The sequence below is a fragment of the Chryseobacterium sp. CH25 genome, from assembly GCF_004119455.1.
Taxonomy (GTDB): Bacteria; Bacteroidota; Bacteroidia; order Flavobacteriales; family Weeksellaceae; genus Chryseobacterium.
Genome location: NZ_NRQT01000001.1, coordinates 445452 through 466700, shown reverse-complemented (window position 1 = coordinate 466700; position 21249 = coordinate 445452). Strand labels below are relative to the sequence as shown.

Below are 21249 nucleotides of genomic sequence, written 5' to 3'. Positions count from 1 at the left end.
TGGATATGCCCCATTAATAATTAGGATAGATAGAGTTGATGAAAACCCATGTATCCACAGAATATCAGTACAGACTAAAGAATCTGTATATGTAGAATAAGGGCAGCGTAATTTAGGCTACCGCGAAAAATGAAGCTGGGGGTGCTCTCGAACTGAAAAAGTCGAGGAGACAGCGGTAAGAAATGGCTTTTGGTTGAGGCATCTCGCTGTCATTGGAAGTATTGACTGCAAAATTCATTTGCAAAGGTTCAGGAAGAAGAATATTGTTCATATGCATATGAAGCGCACACTGGCATTCATCATCCTGGGAGAAAGTAGGAATTTTTTCCTCTTTGGAACCCTTTTTATACATTAGTTTCGTCTTCGTGTGTTTAGCATGGTCAAGGCATGTGCTTACCCCACTGACATTCGACATAAATATCAGCAACATACTAAAAACAAAAAAGATTCTGAGAAATTTTTGCATAATCAGGAGAACAAAAATACAATTTAATTTTAAAAACAGACTAAAATGAATAAAAAGTAATAAAAAGAATAATTAGGGTTGTAACTTGATTTCTGTCCACTCATCGTCCTGATCTTTTTGAAACAGACTCCGATCATGAAATCTACTTTCACTAAATGTCAGAAATTCAATACGGATAGGTTCAATTGCATAAGCTCCCCAATTTTCAGGACGGGGAACCTGGGAATTTTCATCCAGCCCCTGGGCAAATGTGTCATATTGTTGAGTTAATTCATTCAGATCATGCAGTACCTTTCCTTGGTCACTGACTACAGACACGATACGGCTCCCAAGATTTCGTTCATTGAAATATTGGTCCACCATTTCTCCTTCCATAACTTGGGCAATACCTTGAATTCTGACCTGACGCTGTGTTTCAGGCCACCAGAATGTTAAAGCCACCTGATGATGAGCCTGAATTTCGTCTCCTTTTCGGGAAGATAAAGTTCCTGATACTATAAACTTTCCGTCCCGAACTTCTTTCAGAGAGACAAAACGGGCATTGGGAAAGCCATCCAGACCTATAGTAGAAAGGCAGCAGGCATATGGTAAACGTTGTTTTCTGGTTTGGATTTCCTGATGTAAATAATGCTGAAAAAGTATAATAATATCGGTAATATTCATGGTGCTTCCGGATTGTAGTACTCAAATTTACACAATATGTCATGGAGATAGTCATTTCTGAATTCTCAAAGTACTTTAATTTTTCATATATGATGAAAAGATCAGGTTGTCAGAAGGTGATCTCATTATTAGAAAGAAATAATATCTGATAGCTACTTCAGGAAGACAATAACTATCAGATTCTTTATTCAATCCGCTTATTCCAATAAATTCTTACGATTATTATTGAAAATATCAGGAGTATTGCCCTCAATCAACAAATCGAAGAACTTTCCGTAACCATGTTCTATTTTATATTCCAGCTCATTTTGATAAAGCGGAAATAGCGTGTGTAAAGTAATGATCCTGTCATCACAGGAGATTTGCATAAAATCATCATCAAAAGTAGCTGAAGGTAATAAAATACAGCTTGTAAACTGTGTATTTTCATCATAAGGTTCAGAAATATCGCTCCATGCCTGTAGAGAATGTCCTTCCGTTAAGAAAGTGTCCTGATGGTGTGGAAACCTGGCCATATCTTTTATCATTCCTATGATCCAGTCGTTTTTTCCTTCACTTGGAAATACTTTTTCAAATTTCAGATCTTTAGGAAGCAAAATCAAAAGTTCCGCAAAAGTGTAGTCTTCTTTATTGGGAATACTATCAGGAACCTGCATTTCCAGCAGACTCATGCCGGAAGTTACAAGCAGATTAAAATCTTCATCTTCAGGCTGAATAAAATACACATCAAGATGAAAGTCGAGAGACAACATCTCATGAAAAACGGTTATTTCTTCACTTTTGAAATTTTCATCCAGGTGTTTTTCCAACGCTTCAACATTTTCATAATAATGCTTTTTATCCTGTATTTTTTTGATCAGTTCCTTGTCCATTTCCATGTCTTTAATTTTTTTGTGTATTGCGTTTAAATATTGTTCTCTCTTCAGGTTTGCTGTTGCTATGGATGATATTCCCATCTTTATCCCACATTACCTGTTTTACTCTTAAATGTAATTTTCCTTTTATAACTTCCAGTTCTATATAATCATTTTTATTTTGTTCTGCCGGAATAATTAATAAATTTCCTTTTACTGTTGCCTGAAGAGCGATGGGAGGTGCTTCACCGGTGCCAATATCTGTAAAAACAGCAAAATCTTTTCCCGGTTCAAAATCAATGGCTACAGAATTAGTGAAATACTTACCGTTATATACCCAATATCCCTTAAAAGCGTCCTTAACACTTTGAGGAATTTCATGGGTTTGTGCACTGAATATGCCTGCTAATAGAAATAATAAAAGATAACACAGCTTTTTCATCATTTTCGTACAAAAATATTTTCCAGTAACAGTCTGTTGATTGTTTGAAATATTACTTTTATAAAGATAATATTATTTTTTTACCTGTTGATAATGAGTGAAAGGGTTTAATTATTTGTCTAACTTTGGTGTAAGGATTAAAAAACTTACTGAAACAAAATAATCACATCATGGAATTTTCACCATTTAATCACGTTGTTAAACTCTGTATCCATGGAATGATTATGGAGGAACAGAACAAACCGGAAGAAGCGGAACAGTTATTTGAGAAAGGTTGGAATGAAGCTACGAACGATTTTGAAAAATTTCTTGCAGCCTATTATATGGCGCGGAATCAAAAGATAGTTTCTGCTCGGTTAAAGTGGTTTGAAATAGCGTTGGAACATGCTTTAAAAGTAGATGATGATTCTGCTAAAAGTGCTTTTCACTCTCTTTACTTAAAGATTGCCCGATGTTATGAAGAGCTTTCATATCCGGAAAAAGCAAAAGAGTATGATAGGCTGGCAATATCTGTACAAGATAAAATTTTTGATAAAGGACCCTTTTATCATGGGACAAAAGCAGACTTGAAAATAGATGATCTGCTAACTGCAGGCGGAAACTCAAACTATAAGGCTGAGTTCAAAATGAATCATATCTACTTTACGGCATTGATAAATGGAGCAGGACTGGCTGCTGCATTAGCGAAGGGAGATGGCCCTGAACGGGTATATATTGTAGAACCTACAGGTATTTTTGAAAATGATCCGAATCTGACCGATAAAAAATTCCCAGGCAATCTCACCCGTTCTTATCGTTCAGAAGCTCCATTAAAAATTATTGGGGAAGTCACAGACTGGAATAAACCTGGCTCTGAAGAACTTCAGAAATTCCGTGGAAAACTGGAAAATAATAAAGGAGAAATAATCAATTAACCGGATATGGATCGATGATATCAAAATAAAAGCGATGAAATCTGAGTTTCATCGCTTTTTTATTACTAAGGTAAATTAATCCTTTTACCCTGTTCCGGGAAAATATATTTTACCTTTAAAGGGTTGTTTTTTAATAGTTCCTGTTTAATAATCTCAGGATTGTTGCCTGTAGGCTTTCTGTGAGTAACCACGATATTAAGGCCTTCCAGATCTTTTTGTCCGGTTTTTATCTTTAGTTTTTCAAGTTCTTCCAACAGTAGGTTAGGGGTGAGGTGTCCAAATAGCAAATGCTCGGGCTGGCTGTTCGGGAAGGAAACTTCAATTAATATAGTGTTCAGCTGTTTTTTTGAACCAATGAAGCTACATTTTTCCAAAGATTGTCCATGCGGTCAGACTTCTCAATTCTGTCAGCTCCGGTGTCACCCAAATACAGCAGATAATGGTTTTCATTTCTTACAAGGGCAGCACTGCTTTTATAGGGATTAACATGGCTCAGCTCATATCCTGTTAAGAAAAAAGAAGTTTTCTGCGTTGGTACTTCCGTTCCTTCCTGAAGTTCGTTATAATGATATTTCCCAAGGATAGGTTTCTGCCCCTGATCCGCAAAATTGATCCAGGTATCTGTAATGAAATAATGATTCTGCAGAATCTGAACTACTGATGGAATGGCAAAAATATCTTTTTTAGAATCAGCCGGAGAGTTGATAATAAGCCCTGCTAAATGATCCAGATGCCCATGAGAAATAAAATATCCTTTGATCTGATCTTTAAGAACCGTTTCTTCCGGACCATTAATACTTTTCTGTTCAATTGCTTTTCGGATTCCGGTATTTACTGTTCCGGCATCAAGACAAAGAAATGTATTGTCTTGGGTCCCTCCAACTAAATAAGCAGATAAATTATCTTCCTGCTCTCCACCATAAATGCCTAATGGAATAACGTCAAAATTTTGTGCCTGGCAGGCCAGATGTAAAACAAGCGCCAGTAAAGAAAATGCTGTTTTTTTCATTATATTAAAAACTAAAAACCTACCCTTTGCGGTAAGTCAGGACAAATTTACATTATTTTTTTCCGGATTTGCTATCAATAACCGTTCATATTGATCTGAAGGAGAACATGGAAATGAAGATTAGAAATTATTAAGAATATGAAAAATGCTGTCTTAGATGAGTTTAAATTGTTATTGTTAGAATAATGGCTTTCGGTTTCCATTCTCTAATTTTCTGCCTATTCATTCTAATTTTAATATCTTTAAACCTCAAAATAATTACTATGAAAATACAACCGTTCACCTTAGTTCTTGCAGTACTTTTTCAATTTTTCAGTTTTACTGCATTTTCACAAAAGACTGCTGCTCTGAATACTTTACTGGACAAGAACTCTGAATTTATTTTTCCACAGACTCCCGATAAAATCTCAAAGGTTTTACATGCAAAAACGATATTTTATGAAGATGCTAATGGTGAGAAATATGCTAAATGGTCTACGAAATCAGGACTGGAGCTTTATTCCGGTCTTGGAAAAAACAATACGGTGAATGAAATGTTTTTTGAGATCCCTGATCATAAAGAAGTAATCGTTGGTGGATTACCTTATGGTCTTATTCTGAATAAAACAACATTAGAGAACGCAAAAAAACAATTCAAAAAATATAATGCAGATGTTCAAAAGCTTGATGCAGGCAGTGAATTTCCGGAAGGTTCAAAATTGATTTTTAAGAAAGGAAAACATTTTACAACGTTGCTTTTTGACGATAAAAACCTTTTAAAATCTTTAAGAATTACTACTGAACTTATTGATCCTGCTGCCAATTAAGCATGGTAAGAATTTTCAATTAGAATAGGAGAAAAATTTGTAAGTTAGCAAGGTTTCACAAAAAACTAAAAACAGTAATCATGGCAGAAAAAGAGTTAAATCAATTAACTGATCAGGAATTAATAGAGAAAAAGAATAAATCTAAATCCGATAAAATAATCAGTGCTGTTCTCATAGGATTTCTTATTGGTGTTGCAGTATACGGTAGTGTAACCCACGGCATAGGATTTTTTACTTTTTTTCCATTAGGTTTTGCTTTATTCCTGGGAACTCAATGGAATAAGCGTAATCAGGCTTTAGAAAAAGAACTGGAGTCCAGAAATCTGAAATAAGAATCAGAATAAGAAAATAAGTCTGCCCAATGATTGAAAGGTCGAGAGCAGGCTTTTTTATTAAACAAGACTTTCATAGGTGAAAATTCTGTCTTCTTCTCTGTACATATTGGATAATACAACAAGATGATTGGTCCCATATTGAAGGGCTTTCTCTTTTAACTTTGATTGGATCGTGTCCGGAGTTCCTGTTACAACCTTATTGAGCAGGGTATTGAACAGTTCTCTGTCTTCACCATTGTCAATAAGAGCTTCAACCTCATCCGGAGATTTCAATGCACCGGGTGCTAAAATTTTTCTGGATTCTACAAACTGATATACCATTCCAAACGCATTACGACGTGCCTGCTCAGGACTTTCCGCAACAGAAGCAGAGATGGCAACCTGAAAAGAAGGCTGACTTCCATACCCTGCCATATTAAATTCCTGCTGATATATTTTCTGGATCTCAGCATTGGAACCGTCTGCAATGAAATCAGCCATAGAGTAGGAAATACCATATTTAGCCGCTTCTTTTGCAGAACTTTCTCCAGAACCTAACCAGGTGATCTCCGGTAATACTGAAACATGGGATGGCTGGGTAAAGAGATTGGTATCTTTATAGTTCTGTTCTTTTAAATACGCAATAATCTCCTCCAGCTTTTCATTAATGTTGTTAAGAACAGGTAGTTTATGACCGTTTAAAGCTAATACTGCATCTTTCAGTCCGCCGGGTGCTTTTCCCAGGCCCAGTATAAAGCGGTCAGGGTAGAATGTGGCAAGCATCTTTGCCCATTCAGCAATTTTGAAAGCTGAATAATTACGAAGCATGATTCCTCCTGTGCCTACTTTGATATTTTTGGTGTTGGCAAGAACGGTTGCGGCAAGAATTTCCGGGCTTGAGCTTCCATAGGCTTCCACACCATGATGTTCAGAATATAAAACACTGTGGTAACCTAGTTTATCTGCCATTTCTGCTAATATCAGGCTGTTTTTGAGTGCAATATCAGCATTACCACCTTTGATGACCGGAGTCTGGTCCAGGATACTTAATTTCAGTTCCATGAGGATGATTTATGAGTCATCAATTTAAGACAAAAAAAGGAGACTGTCTCAAAAGTCAGGAGATAAACTTTTAAGGCAGCCTCTGCTTAAATTAGTTGATTTCTACAAACAATTCTTCCTTCGGTCTTCTTACTCTGTCCAGTTTTGCCCACCAATCGGTTTCTTCATCTTTATAGCCGAGAGCCATTAGAACTGTACTTTTTAACCCCTGTTCAGGCAGATTAAGCAGATTATCTACAGCCTCGTTGTTAAAACCTTCTATTGGAGTAGCATCTACTCTAAGGTCTGCAGCTGCCAATAGCCCGAAACCTAAAGCAATATAGGTTTGTCTGGAAGCATTTGTGAAATGTTGATCCTTACTTTGTTTTTCCAACATACTCAATAAGTTTAAACGATAGTCATCAGTGGAGTTCTGAGGCAGGTTTCTTACCTGATTGCTGAATTCAAAAAAAGAATCCACCCTTTCTGTGGTATATTCATCCCAGGCAGCAAAAACAAGAATATGAGAGGCCTGTACAATTTGATCCTGATTACAGGAAATGGGCTGTAGCTTTTCTCTCAGTTCTTTATTTTTGATAACTAAAACTTTAAACGGCTGTAATCCTGAACTTGAAGGAGCTAGGCGAATGGCTTCCAATATCTGCTCCAGTTTTTCAGTTTCAATGTTTTTTCCGTTGTAGCTTTTGGTTGCAGATCTCCAGTTTAATGTTTCCTGTAGTGACATAATTGTATTATTTATTTACTGATTGATGATGCAAAGTTACGCTACGAATGATTGCTTTTATACACCTGTTTCCTGCAGGTAACCAGTTACCTTTAAGTAACCAGGTTTCATTCACGTTGAATAATTATTTAATTTTGTACTCTAATGATTAAGTATGAAAAAGGAGAGGGTAGAACTGGGACCGGAGTGTAAAAATCATATCCGGGGTGTAAAGGATACCGTATATTTATTGGAAGGTAAATGGAAAACCATTATCATCAGCCATCTGTATTTTGGTGGTAAAATGCGCTTCATGGATCTAAAAAGACAGCTTGAAGGTATTGCGGCAAAAACGCTTTCAAAAGAACTGAAGGATCTGGAAATGAATAATCTGATTATCAGAACCCAAAATAACACAATGCCGGTAACAGTAGATTATGAACTTACAGACTTTGGTAAAAGCCTGCACGATATTATTGATACAATGGCTAAATGGGGAATAGAATACAGGGAACAGCTGCTCAAAAACTAAAAAACAGTACAGATCAAAGTCTGTACTGTTGAAAACAAAAATCTCAGGGACATAAGCTCCTATTCATTCTGTTTATTTACTATCCCCTCAGATAATAAAATGATTTAGTTTCTATTTTTTACAAGAAGCCATCCTGTATAAGAGACAGATTCTTGAATATCTTTTTCTTTCCATGATATTTCATACCAATAGGTTCCACTGCTTACAGGAGTTCCCCCGATAGTGCCATTCCATTTGGGTTCTTTACCTTTCTCTGAAGAATAGATAAGCTGTCCGTATCTGTTGAAAATAGTAAACTTTAATTCCTGTAAGTAAGCCAGTTCACTGTAATCCAAAGTATCATTAATTCCATCATGGTTAGGCGTGATTGTATTGATAAGATTAGGAACCGTTATCTGAATCTGAATGGGTTTACAGTTATAAGAATCCTTTATATAGAATGTGTTTTTACCACGGGGCAGATCTGTAAATACATTAGAATCCTGCCATATCATCCCGTCCCTGGAATACTGATAAGGAGGAACACCTTCTCCAACAATAAGAGTGACGGTATTATTCTTAATATCCACACGTTTAATTTTGGGTGGCGGAACTGGTAATACTTTTACCGTCTGTTTGGTCTGGCAGCCATTATGAGTAAGGATAACCCAATAACTTCCAATAGGAGCTGTTATGGATTGAGTTGTTGCTCCTGTGCTCCATTCGTATGAGGTATAACCGGGCCCGGCATCAAGGGTGGCACGTGCACTTGGACAAATATACTGATCTACCAGAAGATAAGAAGGTTTTGGAGGAATGACTTTCAGAGTTATTTTAGCAAAATCAAAACACCCGTTGGCATTAATTACCTTAACATACACGGTTGTATTTTGAGAAATGAAAGCATCAGGTGTAGTAATTTCATTAAGACCATAAACTGCATCATCAAATGTTGGATAATACTTTTTAGTTACCGGAACGGTAGTCGTAACAACAGCATTATTCAAGTTGAAGATTCCTGTACTGGACTTGTTGGGAATAAAACACCCGGTAAGCTCTGCATCTTTTACCACAGGTTTCGGATGATACTCAAGGGTGATCTTCGCATTGGCTGTACATCCTTCCACAGTAGTAACTTTTACATAAACACTTGCAGATACTGGTGACGGATAAGCATTTGCAGAGATAATTTCATTGATTCCGGCATTCAGATCTGCCAGACTTGGATAATATTTTCTGCCAGCATTAGAAGGTCCGCCTACATTGGCCGTTGTCAGATCAAAAAAGCCTGTTCCGTTTGATTCACAGGTTTTTACCGTTGTATCTGTTAATAGAAGTGGCTGTACAGTTATATTTACCTTTACCTGCTCACAATCTGTAAATTCAGGATCATTTCCACAGAACTTATAGGTGAAAGTATCTGTTGTGGTTCCAGTATTGGCCGTATAAGTTAATATACCAGTAGCAGGATCTACGGTTAAAGTTCCGTTAGCTGGTGGGGTAATAATCTGAACAGTTCCCGGAACAGGTGTCTGTGTTGAATTGGTAAAAGCCGGAGTTATTTTAGTAGGTGTTTTTGCACTGCAGACATTTAAAGCTTTTACAGTATTAACCAGGCAGCTTTGTACCTTGTAAGGATAGGTTATAAGAGGTTTACAGGTTCCTTTTGTGATAGATACGGTGTAATTTCCTGCCTTTGTTGGAATATAAGTATTTGAATTTGCTCCCGGAATAGGGTTTCCGTTGAGATTCCATTGATAATGGTCGAAACCATCTTCCACCTTCAGTACAATCCCAGGCATACAGTCTCCAGAAGTTTTACTGATGACAGGGATGGAATTAAACCCTGCAAAATAACCTCCATATCCTAAGTTTCCACTTCCCCCTGTAATTCCGGCAGTAACAGCTTTGGTTGAGGTTACGGTGATATTTCCGGTGATATTGGGGATGGAGTAGGAAACCCAATCATTTGTACCTGTTACAGGGAAAGGTCCCTCTGTTGCTGCGGGGGTTACCCCATTTACGGCTACAGTAGCACCGGTTTGGGTTAAGATATTAAGCTTTACAAAAAGAGGCGGATTGAAGGTGGTATAATAAGGCATTTCTCCTATTTTTCCAATTTCATCAATCACATTGGGAAGAAAACAGTTAAGGGGTGGGATATAATTAAACCCCTGTGTTGCATCATTATCTTCAATGCCGGATAAAAGCTGATAAACATATACATTTTTGGAAGATTTGATGTACATATTATGATGGGCAGGCCCATTGAGGATATAATTCATTGCGCTTACACGATAATACTGTCCTGCATTTAAAGTAGCTACAGGAGTTGGGTTGTTATTCAGTCTTATTTCTGTATTATTTTCGGTAGCAACAATCAGAGCACCTTCAATTTCCGGAATAAGGTTTCCTCTTCCTTTGATAATAACAAATTCATTGCCCAGACGTTCAACAGGAACAGACTGATCCATAATAATATCTTCACCGTTATAAGGTGGTACCATACCAAACTGCCCGTGATAATTACCATTAGTTACCGAAATAGGTTTGGTAGCTTCTATTTTAGCCCCGATAAATCCGTCCTTATTTCCAGGTTTATTGGCATATCCTGCAAAAGTATAAGACTGTCCTTTGTTTAGGGTAATGGTAACAGAGGGATGGGTAAGCCCATTAAAATTATTATAAAACCAGGTTGTCATGGCATATCCTGAAACTTTGACCTGAGTATTATCTTCAGTAGCTAGAATAGCGCAGGAAAAGTTCTGAGAATTTTGATTGTTCATTAACGGAGCATATACTGCGTAAAACAGTTTGCCAATTCCTGCCTTTCCTTTAGAGGTAAGAATTTCCCCATGATTGATTTCTGAAAACCTGTAGGTGGCAAAGAAAGGAAGGTCACCATGCAGATAAAGACCCCGTGTTTTTACGCTCATAGCATCAGACGTATTCTGGCCCACCATAAGATTAAAAGGAATATCAAAGGTCTGTGGATTTCCTTTACTGATGGTTACTGTTCCTATTACCACATTGTTATTATAGATGGAAACAGGAAAAGGGACATTGCTGTCTGTAGACAGGAAAAGGGCCTGTTTGGGTGACCCGTTACTGCCACTTGCTATCATGGGTGCAAACCAATGATCTGTATCTCTTTGAGCCCAGATTACTGCAGAAAAAAACGACAGTATTAAAGTGAGTATAATCTTTTTCATAAAATTAGAAAAAATGAGTTAAACTGATCATCAGTGTGAATTGTATCCTCTGCTGATGATATTGAAGGTAAGTAACAGTTGAATTTTTTAGGAGTTTTTTAATAGAATCCATCCTGTATATTTTATAACAGCATTCTGTAATGTAGGTTCCTTCCAGGTGATTACATACCAATAGGTTCCTGAAAATACTTGCTTGTTTCCGGATTTCCCATCCCATGTGTAATTATTAAAACGGGTTCCGGCAAAGACATTATTTCCATATCTGTCATATACACTGAAGGATAAATCTTTTTTATAACCAAGCTCTGCATAGGAAATAGTATCATTGATATTGTCTCCGTTGGGAGTGATCGCATTGATAATATTGATAATGGTTAATTCCACTTTTACAGAGTCACAGTTGTAAGAATCTTTTATATAGAATGTATTCTGTCCGTTGGGAAGACCTGTAAATAAGTTGGATTCCTGCCAGTTTATATTATCTAAAGAATACATATAAGGTGGTTGTCCACCAATTACGGTAAGGGTTGCTTTGTTGTTATCAATATCTACATTGCTGATAACAGGCAATGGGGCTACTTTTACACTCACGCTCTGTTTGGTAAAACAATGATCGTGTTCCAGAATAACTGAATAGTCTCCAGGGCCTGCTGCTATAGATGAAGTAGTTGCTCCGGTGCTCCACTGATAGGATTGATACCCCGGTCCGGCATCTAAAATTACAGTTGAGCCAAAGCATACCAACTGATTTTTTAGAAGAGAAGAAGGTTTAGGTGGAGTTACGATAAGATGTACCGTGGCAATTGCTGAACATCCATAGGCATTAATGACTTTAATATATACTGTTGTATCTGATGAAGGATAGACACTTGGGTTAATAATAGGATTAGTGCCGAACTGGGCATCATGCATTGTTTTGTAATATTCTTTGATAACTCCAGTTTCATTGGTTATCTGAGCTTTTGTAAGATCAAAATTTCCTTTGTCCGGGTCCGAATCTGTAGGGCAGGAAGATAATGATGTATTCTGTACTACCGGAGCCGGACTGAACTGTAAACTGATTTTTGCCTGGGCATAACAGCCTTCCAGTGTTGATACTTTTACATATACCTCCTTAGGTGCAGTGGAAGAATAACTATTTGCCGGTATAATTTCATTGGTTCCTGCCTGAAGATCAGCAGTGGAAAGGTAGTATTTTTTTATACCTGAAGCTGGTCCGCCTACATTGGCAGAGGTTAGATCAAAAAGTCCGGTTCCATTATTATTACATGCCATAACAGTGGTGTCGTTTACTGTAACAGACTGAACCTTTACATTTACTTTTACCTCTTCACAATCTGAAAATTCAGGGATATTGCCACAGAATTTATACGTGAAAGTATCCGCAGTGGCACCTGCATTAACGGTATAAGTTAGTATGCCGGTAGTAGGATTAACTGTCAGTGTACCATTTGATGGCGGAGTAATAATTTTTACACTGCTTGGCAGAGGAGTCTGAGTTGAGGTAGTAAATGTAGGAGTGATGGTAACCTGAGAATTGGTAGAGCATACCGTTAAAACCTTTGTGGTGTTGGTTACGCAGCTAAATACTTTGTAAACCGGGGTTGTAGCGGGTGGGCAGGTTCCGCCAACAGAAACCGTTACCGTGTAATTTCCGGATTGTGTTGGAGTGTAGGTATTGGTGTTTGCCCCTGGTATTGGATTTCCATTAAAATTCCACTGATAGGAAGAATAACTGTCATCTACTTCAAGCACCATATCAGGAATACAGGAACCGCTTTTTTTAGCAATAACAGGAATAGAGGAGAAACCGGCAAAATAACCACCATAGCCAACCGCATCATATCCGGCTGCAATTCCGGCAGTAACAGCCTTGGTAGACTGAACGGTAATATTACCTGTAGCATTTTCTACAGCATAGGTTTGCCAGTTTGAATTTCCAGTAACAGGATAAGGTCCTTGAACTCCGGACAGTACTGCTCCGTTAACGGATACTGTGGCTCCGGATTCAGTAATAATTTGTAATCTTACGTTAGGAGTCATTGGAATGAAATAAGGAAGAACATTAATCATTCCTATCTCATCAATTTTTTTGGCAGGAAACAGTTTAATGGGGGAATATAATTGGCTCCTCCGGTATTGTAATAGGTTCCAGCTGTTCCTCCAGACATGAGCTGATAAACGTAGATTTTTTTTGTGGAACGGATACGCATATTGTAATGACCACTAAAATTCTGACTGATATAACCCGTTGCATTAATTCTATAGAATTGTCCCTCATTGAGGGTGGCTATAGGAGTTATCTGATCATTAAGATAAACCTGTGTGTTATTTTCTGTTGCAACTACTATAGCTCCTTCTAATTCATAAGAAATAGGAGCCATACCCTTCATAAGTACAAATTCATCTCCTAAACGTTCTACCGGGACAGACTGATCCATAAATATATCACTTCCACCAGCCCCGTTACCTATAGTCGTCTGTTGTCCGTTAAAATTACCATTAGTAACAGAGATGGGCTTATCAGATTCAATTTTTGCCCCAATGAAACCTGTAAGATTTCCGGCAACAGATCCCTTTCCGTCAATAGTATAGGATTGTCCCTTGTTGAGAACAATAGTAATGGAAGGAGTACTGGTTCCTGTATTACCGTTTGAAAACTGAACACCGGAATTATAACCAGACACCTTTACTGTGGTATTATCCTCTGTTGCTAAAATGCCGCAGGTAAAGTTATACGTAGGATCTGGCTGAGGTAAATTAACATGAGCTACATAGAATTTTGTACCTATTCCAGCCTTACCTTTAGAGGTAAGGATTTCTCCGTGTTTATCTATCGAAAACCTGAATGTACAGAAAAACGGTTTGTCCCCCTTTACATACAATCCTCGTGTTGTAGGAGTAAATACCTGTGACTGTAATGCTGTAATCATATAATCTGTTGGAATATCAAAAGATTGAGGATTGCTTTTACTGATGGTTGCAGTACCAATTACAGTGTTGTTATTATAAATGGTAACCGTGAATGGTAAGACGGAGTCTGTTGAGAGAAACAGAGCCTGCTTATTAGTATTGGATACAAAACCTTGTTTTATAGGAGCAAACCAATGTTCTGTGTCTCTCTGTGCACAAATCTTACCTGTACTAATAAGGAGTATAAGGCTGAATAAAAGCCCTTTCCATACTACAGACCAAAAGCGTGTCTGAAGATAAATGTTTTGATGAATCATAAGGGGATTTTTGTTTTTACAATTAGAAAACTGCTGTTTTTTAGAATGTCAGGAGTGCCTAATTTTGTTTTTTTAGACTATAAGAACATCTAAGTGTGTTTTTTGGAAAATGGGAGAATAATAAGTAGAGTTTTTTCATATAAAGCATAGATAGAAGCCGTTAAAAAAACTGTCTCAGAAACGGCAGAAATAAATCCGCCGCTTCCGTATGACAGTGACAACATATTATTTTTTTACAGCTTTTATTGTTTTAGCTGTTCCGTTTTTGAATATCATTTAATTAAGTAAATGCCTGTTGGAAGATCCCTAAGAGAAACTGATGCTGACGGATTAGTGATTTCTTTTGTAAGCCTTCCTGAGGTATCATAAACTGCCATTGATGAAACCTTTTGATCCGCAGAAATATTAATTGTATCTGTGAACGGATTCGGATATACTATAAATTCCGGAGCAGTTGAAACTTCAGTTGTTCCCAATGATCCATTTTCCCAGTACAGGTCATCTATATAACAAACTGCTTTAGCACTGGTTTCAAAATCACTGCGGATAGCAAGCCTTGCATTGGCAGGAACCGTATTAGGAATATTTACCGTATAATAATTGGCGTTATAAGAAGTATTAGTGATGTCTAATTGCTGAATGAGTACAAATGAACTGGCATTAGCCGGATCTGTTACATATCCTATTTTAAGTTTACCCGTTACTAAAGTACTGTATGCTTTAAATCTCAGCTGATGGGTTCCGGCACTCACATTACTGAATTCCGGTAATACAGCGATAGCAATGTCTCCACTCGAGATAGATCTCAGCATGATATGTCTGTTTCCTGATGCAGCAGGAGTATTTCCGTCAATATTACTTGAAGCAATAAGCCCAACCGTTAACTTCGCCCAACAGGGTGCATTGGTAATAAGCCCTGTATTATAGGTATCAAAATTTTCAGACAGATTTGAAACAGGCGCGCAGGCTGTCAATATAGATGAGATGGAGCTCCATGGACCTTGATCTGTACTGCTGCATCTTGGCCTCACCCAAATATAATAGGTCTTGGCAGTAGCAAGGTTGTTGATGGTATAAGAATTTCCTGCTATATTGATAATATTAGGTGAAGTAGTAGTTGTTGGTGGGGTATTATTCAGACTGTAATAAATATCATACCCTGTAGGAGATGAAACAGAAGCTGTCCACGCTACATCCACAGATGAACTTGTAATATTTGAAGTGGTAACATTGGTAACGGGAAGGCAGGTAGGTTTAGGTTCCCAATATACTTCGTCCCAGTATATGTTTACGGCTGGTACACCATTATGTCTTATAGCAAGTCTTGCATTAGCAGGTACAGTATTCGGAATAACTACATTATATTCATAACCCTCATATACTTTGTTACTAATAGCAACAGGCTGGATTGTGGTAAACGTGGAAACATCCGTATCATTGGTAATATAACCTATATCTAGTACTCCTGGATTACTGCTTACTTTGGCCTTAAAACGTAGCCAGTGAGTTCCTGCATTTACATTATTGAATGTCGGCAAGACAGCAATAGAAACATCTGTAGAATTAAGTGCACTTTGTGTCATTCCTTTGGTATTATTAACTCCAGCTCCAGTGCTGATAGTCAAATAACCTGTTCCCAGTTTATCCCAGCAGTTAGCATTAGATCCACTGGCAACATTTTCAAAATTTTCAAACATGGAGGCCATAGGATCACATTTTGTTTTGAAGGTCCCTCTTAAAGACCATGCACTCTTGTCGGAAGCATCACAAACTGATCTGGCATAGATATAATAAGACGTAAACGACGCTAATCCATTGATGGGAGCTGAAGTTTGAGTACTTGTTCCTGATGCTGGTGTAGAGGCTAATGGCGGAGTACTTGAAGACGAATAATAATACTCATATCCGCTTCCCGGTAAGATAGAAGGCTCAGCCCAGGAGATAATTGCTGTAGAATTTGTAATATTAGAGGCTGTTAAGGCTGATGGAGCAAAGCAGGTTGGAGCAGGATCAATCTTTAATCCAAAATCTACAAAACCGCCATAGTTGTTGGGGCCACAAGGATTTGCAGGAGTTGTTATTGAGGTCCCAGATTGTACTCTTATTCTGTATATTCCCGGCACTTGGCTTGGTGGAATAAAAAATTGTTCATCAACAATACTAAAAGAAGAAGGAGATATAGGGTTTTCATAGAAATCATCAAAATCACCATCGGCATTCCAATCCACCCAAACATAGGATTTAGTTCCACCACTACTATGTTCAAGATGAACATTTACAGTTCCTCCGGGATAAGAAGTAACCATTTGCCCTGAATTATCTACATAAGCCTGATACGAAGTGGCATCATAGTACAGAGCTCCCTGATCAGAAAAAATAGCATTCTTCAGGTAATTGGCCTGACTTGATGCTCCGGCTGTAGGCGTACAGTAGCTTTGGGCACTCAGTTGCCAGGATGGAAGGAGTAAGGCCATCCATAATAAGTATTGCTTTCTCATTTTTATAGTTTATATGTTAAAAGAATTTATCATTGTCAAGGTTTATTTTCAGTGAAAATCCTGTTGGAATTTGATGATGGGGTGATAGAAAACAGGAGTATTCCTTTCAATATTTATTCGGTTAAAATCTCAAAAAGAAGTATTTTGTTTTTTTAATGATAACCTGTTATATGTAATATTTTCTTCAATGAAAATGCAGATAAGTCTAATATTTTGAATCTGTTTTATGCTTGGAGCAATATTAACGTTATATTTGCGCCTGGTAAAAGGATAGGCTTGCAAAATTCATTGGATTTACAAGAATTTAAAATATAAAATACTGTAAATTAATTGATTGTAAAAAGTTGTTTACAGTTGGGATATTGGTGGGAATATTGGTGGAAAACAAACAAAAAACAGATAGTTTCTGGAAAATGATACAAAAAAATAATACTTTGATATTATTTTTTATACTGTTGTGTCCTTTCTTGATGAAAGGTCAGTCTGGCCCCGATTTTACTATTTTAACAGATAAGGCTTTTCAGAAATTATATCAAAATCCTGAAGACTGTATCCGTTATTCTCAGAGTCTTCTGATTAGCGAAAAAAACATTGAACATAAAATAATGCTCCGTAAAATCATTTCATGGGCTTATGCAATGCAGGGAAATTATGTTCAGGCAATTAACACTTCCAACCAAAAGGAAGAGGATGGGCAGGAGGTAAAACAGTCCCGTTTTTCGAAATTATTCGGAGATTTTAATCTTGCAGATCAGTATCAGAATTTAGGATTGTATGATCAATCCAGAAAGATTATTGCAGATATTCTTACAGATCAGAGTTTACAAAATGTCAGCAATGTAAAAGTCAGAATGACGCTTGCAAAGTTGTATCAGCTTCAGGCGATTAACGATGGTGTTTCCGGAAAATATGATTATACCCTGAAAAATTTTGACAAAAGCGATCGGTATCTCGATTATAATAACGAAGAAAATACAATCACCAGACAGGAAAACATGATCTTTCGGTCATTATCTTTAATGAAGAATAATAGATTGTATGAATCTAAAAAACAACTTGATAAGGTTATACTTGAAATTGAGAGCGAAGGAAAATACCCCTTTCTGACAGCTTTTGCTTATGAAGCAGTGTCACGCTATTATTTTCAAAAAGAAGAGTATACAACTGCTGTTTTATATCTTGAAAAAGGGTTTGCAAAAATTGAATATATGCCTTACAATGATATGAAGCTTATTTTCTACGAATTGCTTACCAAAAACTATCTGGCACTTAATGACACTGAAAAATATTCATATTATAATAATCTTTATACAGATTTAAAATCAAAGCTGGATTCCAATAAAAAAGAAGGAATACAGTACATCGTTAAGCTGTTGGAAATTTATCATAAAAAGAATATTAGCTATCAAAAACAAAGTAAATTAAAACAGGTACAGTTTATTGTTGGAGGTATTCTGCTCCTTATTATAGGTACGCTGGTTTGTTTTTATTATGAATTAAGAAGAGGCAGAGATTTGAAAAAGCAACTCATATTTTTTGAGAAGCAAAAGGAAATCATGGTTTTGGCAGTTCATACTAAAACTTCTAAAACATCTCATCCAAAAGAAAACAGGGCACAGGATAAAGACATAGCAAAACTCTCAGAAGAAAAAGAAAAAGAAATCCTGGAAAAACTTAAAGAATGGGAAAACTCCAGGAATTATTTAAGTAGAAATATGTCCATTTCCATTCTTTCCGCAGAAACTGGAATCAACCCCAAATATCTTTCAGAGGTTATCAACAGCAAAAAAGAAAAGAATTTTAACGGGTATATTAATGATCTGAGAATTAGTCATGTAGCTTATCTCTTAAGAACAGACCCGGCTTATCTTAATTATAAAGTGAGCTATCTTGCTGAGTTTGCGGGCTTTTCTTCCCATGGAGCATTTACCAATGTGTTTAAATCCATTACAGGAATGTCTCCCAATCACTACATTCAGGAAATTATAAAGAATAAAAAGTCATGAATAGAGTTTTTCAATTTGTTTTCTTCCTGTTTTTATTCTGCCAGGTCAGTCTTTCCGGACAAAAATATTCCTATGATTCCCTGATGAAAAAAGCCAATCAGGAGATCTATAATAATCCGGAGAATGCCATCCGGATCGGGAAAAAACTATTGCAGAAAGAAAAAGAGGTCAAAAGACTGGTTAAAATTTATCTGATTCTTTCTACTGCAAATATTGCTAAAAGAGACTTTGATGCGTCTTTAAGATACCTGCTGGAAGCAAGAGAATTGGTAAAGAAAACGGATGATCCGGCTATAAAAACCAGAGTGTTAGTGGCTATTGCATTTCAGTATCAGCAGATGGATTTCTTCAGTAAAAGTCTGGAAACAATAGATGAAGCAGGAGAGTACTTATCACAGTTTCCCGAAGATGACCCTGATAAATATTTTGAAACAGCAAGAAGTTATGCTTTGCGCGGAATGATTCATAAAAGCCAGTCTAATCCGGAGATTGCTCTTCAGGAATTTTTGATTGCAGTTAAAAATTTTGATAAGGTAAAAGAGAAAAAGACTTATTTTAATCAGAGTATTGTGTACTATAATATCGGGTACTGTTATCTTTTTCTCAACCAACTGAAAAATGCAGAGTTGGCATTCATGAAATCAATGGAATTTGCCCGTCTTATCGAAGCCAAAAGTTTAGAAGCATTTGCACTGAAGGGATTGGCAGAAATGAATAAATACAATCATCAGAACCAGGTTGCATTAGACCAACTTTTAAAAGCACAGCATTTATCTGAAGAAATAGGAGATCTTACGCTGAATGAGGGAATTTATAAAGAAATGTCTGATAATTATTTAGCCATGGGTAACCAGCAGCTTTATAAACTGTATAACAGAAAAGCCTTTGAGGTAAACGCAGAAAAAGAACAAAACGAATTACGCTCCATTAATCACGCTATTGATATTCATAATAAAGAAATGGCTAAAAAAGCAGAGAAATTACAGAAGATAATATGCTTATTACTGTCGTTGTGATAGCAGGTTCATTAATAACAGGTCTGTTGCTTTATGCCGCTTTGAAAATCAGAAAAAAGAACAGAAAATATCAGGATGAGATTCAGAAGCTTATCCGTTTTTGATTTATAAAAATAAACAGAAATACTACTCCCGAATAGATACAGAAGTAGAAGCTTGTAAAGCAAAAAATAAAACCTGCAGTTCCAGGATGTGCAGATTCTTCTATCGTTATTGTTTCAACAAAGCTTTAAGAATTGTATTTTTAAGTTTTGATGGACTTACCTTCGTCAGTAGCAGGGATTCACAGCCATTAAAGGATGTAAAACGCTTTACAGCATCAGTAAAAGAGGGTAGCCACAACTCCGGAGTAATGTTTGTATTCTCAATATGCAGATGGATCAGCTCCAGTCTTTTATCCTTTCTATGGGCCTTGCAATCCACTCTTCCCATAAATGTATTTCCAAATAAGATTGGCAGACAGAAATAGCCATATTGTCTTTTTTCTTTGGGAACATAACATTCAAGACGGAAATCAAAATCAAAAATCTGTTTAACACGGTCACGGTGAATAATGGAATTGTCAAACGGTGATAATAATCTCACAGCTGAACCGGTTGTATCACTGCGTTTTTCAAGTAAATCATGCTGAATAAATATCGCTGGAAGTCCTTCAATAGAGATTTTCTGTATTTCTCCATTTTCAAGTAAGGACTGAAGGATCAAATTCACATTTTTTTTCAATAGATCTCCTTTCCTGAGATGGGTTATCTGTTTTAAAGTTGTAAAACCATAAGCCTGAAGAGCTGTTTTTGTCAGATATTCAGCAAGTTCAAGTGGAGTAGGCTCTGTTGTATTGATAGACGATGGTAAGACTCTTTCTGTAAGGTCATAGGTTTTCTGCATTCCGCTGCGTCCGCTTATCATCAGATCTCCCTGCATAAATAGTCTTTCAAGAGCCAGTTTTGCAGGCTTCCAGTTCCACCAGCTTCCGGTTTTATCCTTTTTACTCTCAAAATCTCTTGCCATTTTAGGACCTTCAGCCCGGATAGTGTCTACAACATATTCCATAACTTTTTTGTCCGCATTATAATAGTGGGATTCACTTTGTTTTATGTGAAGCATTTGAGGTAATGCATACCGGAAATCCTGCATCGGAAGGTAAGAAGCGGCATGAAACCAGTATTCAAATATTTTACGTTCCTCTACAAGCTCTTCCAGATAATCAGTCTGAAAATCAGGAATTCTGGTCCATAAAGTATGATGATGTGCTCTCTCCACCACTGATAATGTATCAATCTGTATATATCCAAGGTGTTTCAGGGCAGTAAGCACAGCTTCTTTTCCGGATCCGAACGGAGCAGTCTGTACCAGCCCCTGACGTTCTAAAGTGATCAGCTGTAATGTTTGTAATTCAGGTATGTTTTTCATGTCAATAGAATACAAATGTATTGAATAAAAAGAGACAAAGCTCGTTCAGTTTTATTTGAAATAAATAGAAAACTTGCATATCGTATGTATAGGTTTATTTTTAAAAATGTAAAGGACATAAAAGATGCTTTTC

Annotated in this window: 17 protein-coding genes and 1 pseudogene; 6 read left to right on the top strand and 12 right to left on the bottom strand. The window is 36.9% G+C overall.

What is annotated here, in order from left to right; translation table 11 throughout:
• Positions 1-112: 112 nt before the first annotated feature.
• From BOQ64_RS02065 to BOQ64_RS02050, 4 genes are all read right to left on the bottom strand, one after another.
• The gene (locus BOQ64_RS02065; protein WP_129059621.1) at positions 113-415 is read right to left on the bottom strand and encodes a hypothetical protein; all 303 of its coding nucleotides are present in this window, start codon (positions 413-415) and stop codon (positions 113-115) included.
• A gap of 123 nt (positions 416-538) precedes the next feature.
• Entirely contained in the window at positions 539-1129 is a 591-nt protein-coding gene (locus BOQ64_RS02060; protein WP_129056463.1) for a pyridoxal 5'-phosphate synthase, read from the bottom strand.
• A gap of 197 nt (positions 1130-1326) precedes the next feature.
• Positions 1327-2001 carry a suppressor of fused domain protein gene (locus BOQ64_RS02055; protein WP_129056465.1) on the bottom strand — a complete coding sequence of 225 codons (675 nt, stop codon included), beginning with the start codon at positions 1999-2001 and terminating at the stop codon, positions 1327-1329.
• A gap of 10 nt (positions 2002-2011) precedes the next feature.
• Positions 2012-2428 carry a hypothetical protein gene (locus BOQ64_RS02050; protein ID WP_129056467.1) on the bottom strand — a complete coding sequence of 139 codons (417 nt, stop codon included), beginning with the start codon at positions 2426-2428 and terminating at the stop codon, positions 2012-2014.
• A gap of 497 nt (positions 2429-2925) precedes the next feature.
• Here BOQ64_RS02050 and arr point away from each other — a divergent pair, with 497 nt between their 5' ends.
• Entirely contained in the window at positions 2926-3339 is a 414-nt protein-coding gene (arr, locus tag BOQ64_RS24780) for an NAD(+)--rifampin ADP-ribosyltransferase (RefSeq protein WP_410494455.1), read from the top strand.
• 65 nt (positions 3340-3404) lie between these two features.
• Here the strand turns inward: arr and BOQ64_RS02040 are convergent.
• Positions 3405-4348 (bottom strand): annotated as a pseudogene (locus BOQ64_RS02040) (MBL fold metallo-hydrolase).
• Positions 4349-4611: 263 nt separating this feature from the next.
• On the opposite strand from BOQ64_RS02040, the gene BOQ64_RS02035 reads away from it, so the two are divergent.
• Together BOQ64_RS02035 and BOQ64_RS02030 are read left to right on the top strand one after the other, a co-directional pair.
• Positions 4612-5154, top strand: coding sequence for a hypothetical protein (locus tag BOQ64_RS02035; RefSeq protein WP_129056472.1), 543 nt, complete (start codon positions 4612-4614; stop codon positions 5152-5154).
• Between the two features lie 80 nt (positions 5155-5234).
• Positions 5235-5486 (top strand): hypothetical protein, encoded by a 252-nt coding sequence (locus BOQ64_RS02030; protein ID WP_129056474.1) that lies wholly within the window; start codon positions 5235-5237, stop codon positions 5484-5486.
• Between the two features lie 60 nt (positions 5487-5546).
• On the opposite strand, the gene BOQ64_RS02025 is transcribed toward BOQ64_RS02030, so the two are convergent.
• Complete coding sequence (locus BOQ64_RS02025) at positions 5547-6530, bottom strand: MsnO8 family LLM class oxidoreductase (RefSeq protein WP_129056475.1); 984 nt, start codon at positions 6528-6530, stop codon at positions 5547-5549.
• A gap of 91 nt (positions 6531-6621) precedes the next feature.
• On the bottom strand, positions 6622-7254 hold the full coding sequence (locus BOQ64_RS02020; protein WP_129056477.1) for an NAD(P)H-dependent oxidoreductase: 633 nt from the start codon (positions 7252-7254) through the stop codon (positions 6622-6624).
• A 154-nt stretch (positions 7255-7408) separates the two neighbouring features.
• Between BOQ64_RS02020 and BOQ64_RS02015 the strand changes: the two genes are divergently transcribed.
• Positions 7409-7765, top strand: a complete 357-nt coding sequence (locus BOQ64_RS02015; RefSeq protein ID WP_129056479.1) for a winged helix-turn-helix transcriptional regulator — start codon at positions 7409-7411, stop codon at positions 7763-7765.
• 104 nt (positions 7766-7869) lie between these two features.
• On the opposite strand, the gene BOQ64_RS02010 is transcribed toward BOQ64_RS02015, so the two are convergent.
• From BOQ64_RS02010 to BOQ64_RS01995, 4 genes are all read right to left on the bottom strand, one after another.
• Complete coding sequence (locus BOQ64_RS02010) at positions 7870-10956, bottom strand: T9SS type B sorting domain-containing protein (RefSeq protein WP_129056481.1); 3087 nt, start codon at positions 10954-10956, stop codon at positions 7870-7872.
• Positions 10957-11043: 87 nt separating this feature from the next.
• Positions 11044-13029 carry a gliding motility-associated C-terminal domain-containing protein gene (locus tag BOQ64_RS02005; protein ID WP_129059619.1) on the bottom strand — a complete coding sequence of 662 codons (1986 nt, stop codon included), beginning with the start codon at positions 13027-13029 and terminating at the stop codon, positions 11044-11046.
• Positions 13030-13031: 2 nt separating this feature from the next.
• Positions 13032-14186 (bottom strand): IgGFc-binding protein, encoded by a 1155-nt coding sequence (locus BOQ64_RS02000; RefSeq protein ID WP_129056485.1) that lies wholly within the window; start codon positions 14184-14186, stop codon positions 13032-13034.
• Positions 14187-14458: 272 nt separating this feature from the next.
• Positions 14459-16684, bottom strand: a complete 2226-nt coding sequence (locus BOQ64_RS01995; protein ID WP_129056487.1) for a fibronectin type III domain-containing protein — start codon at positions 16682-16684, stop codon at positions 14459-14461.
• A 434-nt stretch (positions 16685-17118) separates the two neighbouring features.
• On the opposite strand from BOQ64_RS01995, the gene BOQ64_RS01990 reads away from it, so the two are divergent.
• Together BOQ64_RS01990 and BOQ64_RS01985 are read left to right on the top strand one after the other, a co-directional pair.
• Complete coding sequence (locus BOQ64_RS01990; protein WP_164975725.1) at positions 17119-18690, top strand: helix-turn-helix domain-containing protein; 1572 nt, start codon at positions 17119-17121, stop codon at positions 18688-18690.
• A complete protein-coding gene (locus tag BOQ64_RS01985; protein ID WP_129056491.1) occupies positions 18687-19706 on the top strand; it encodes a hypothetical protein in 1020 nt (339 codons plus the stop codon). Before BOQ64_RS01990 ends, BOQ64_RS01985 begins: the two co-directional genes overlap by 4 nt.
• A 210-nt stretch (positions 19707-19916) precedes the next feature.
• On the opposite strand, the gene BOQ64_RS01980 is transcribed toward BOQ64_RS01985, so the two are convergent.
• Positions 19917-21116: a winged helix-turn-helix domain-containing protein gene (locus BOQ64_RS01980; protein WP_129056493.1), complete on the bottom strand. Its 1200-nt coding sequence runs from the start codon at positions 21114-21116 to the stop codon at positions 19917-19919.
• Between the last annotated feature and the right edge of the window lie 133 nt (positions 21117-21249).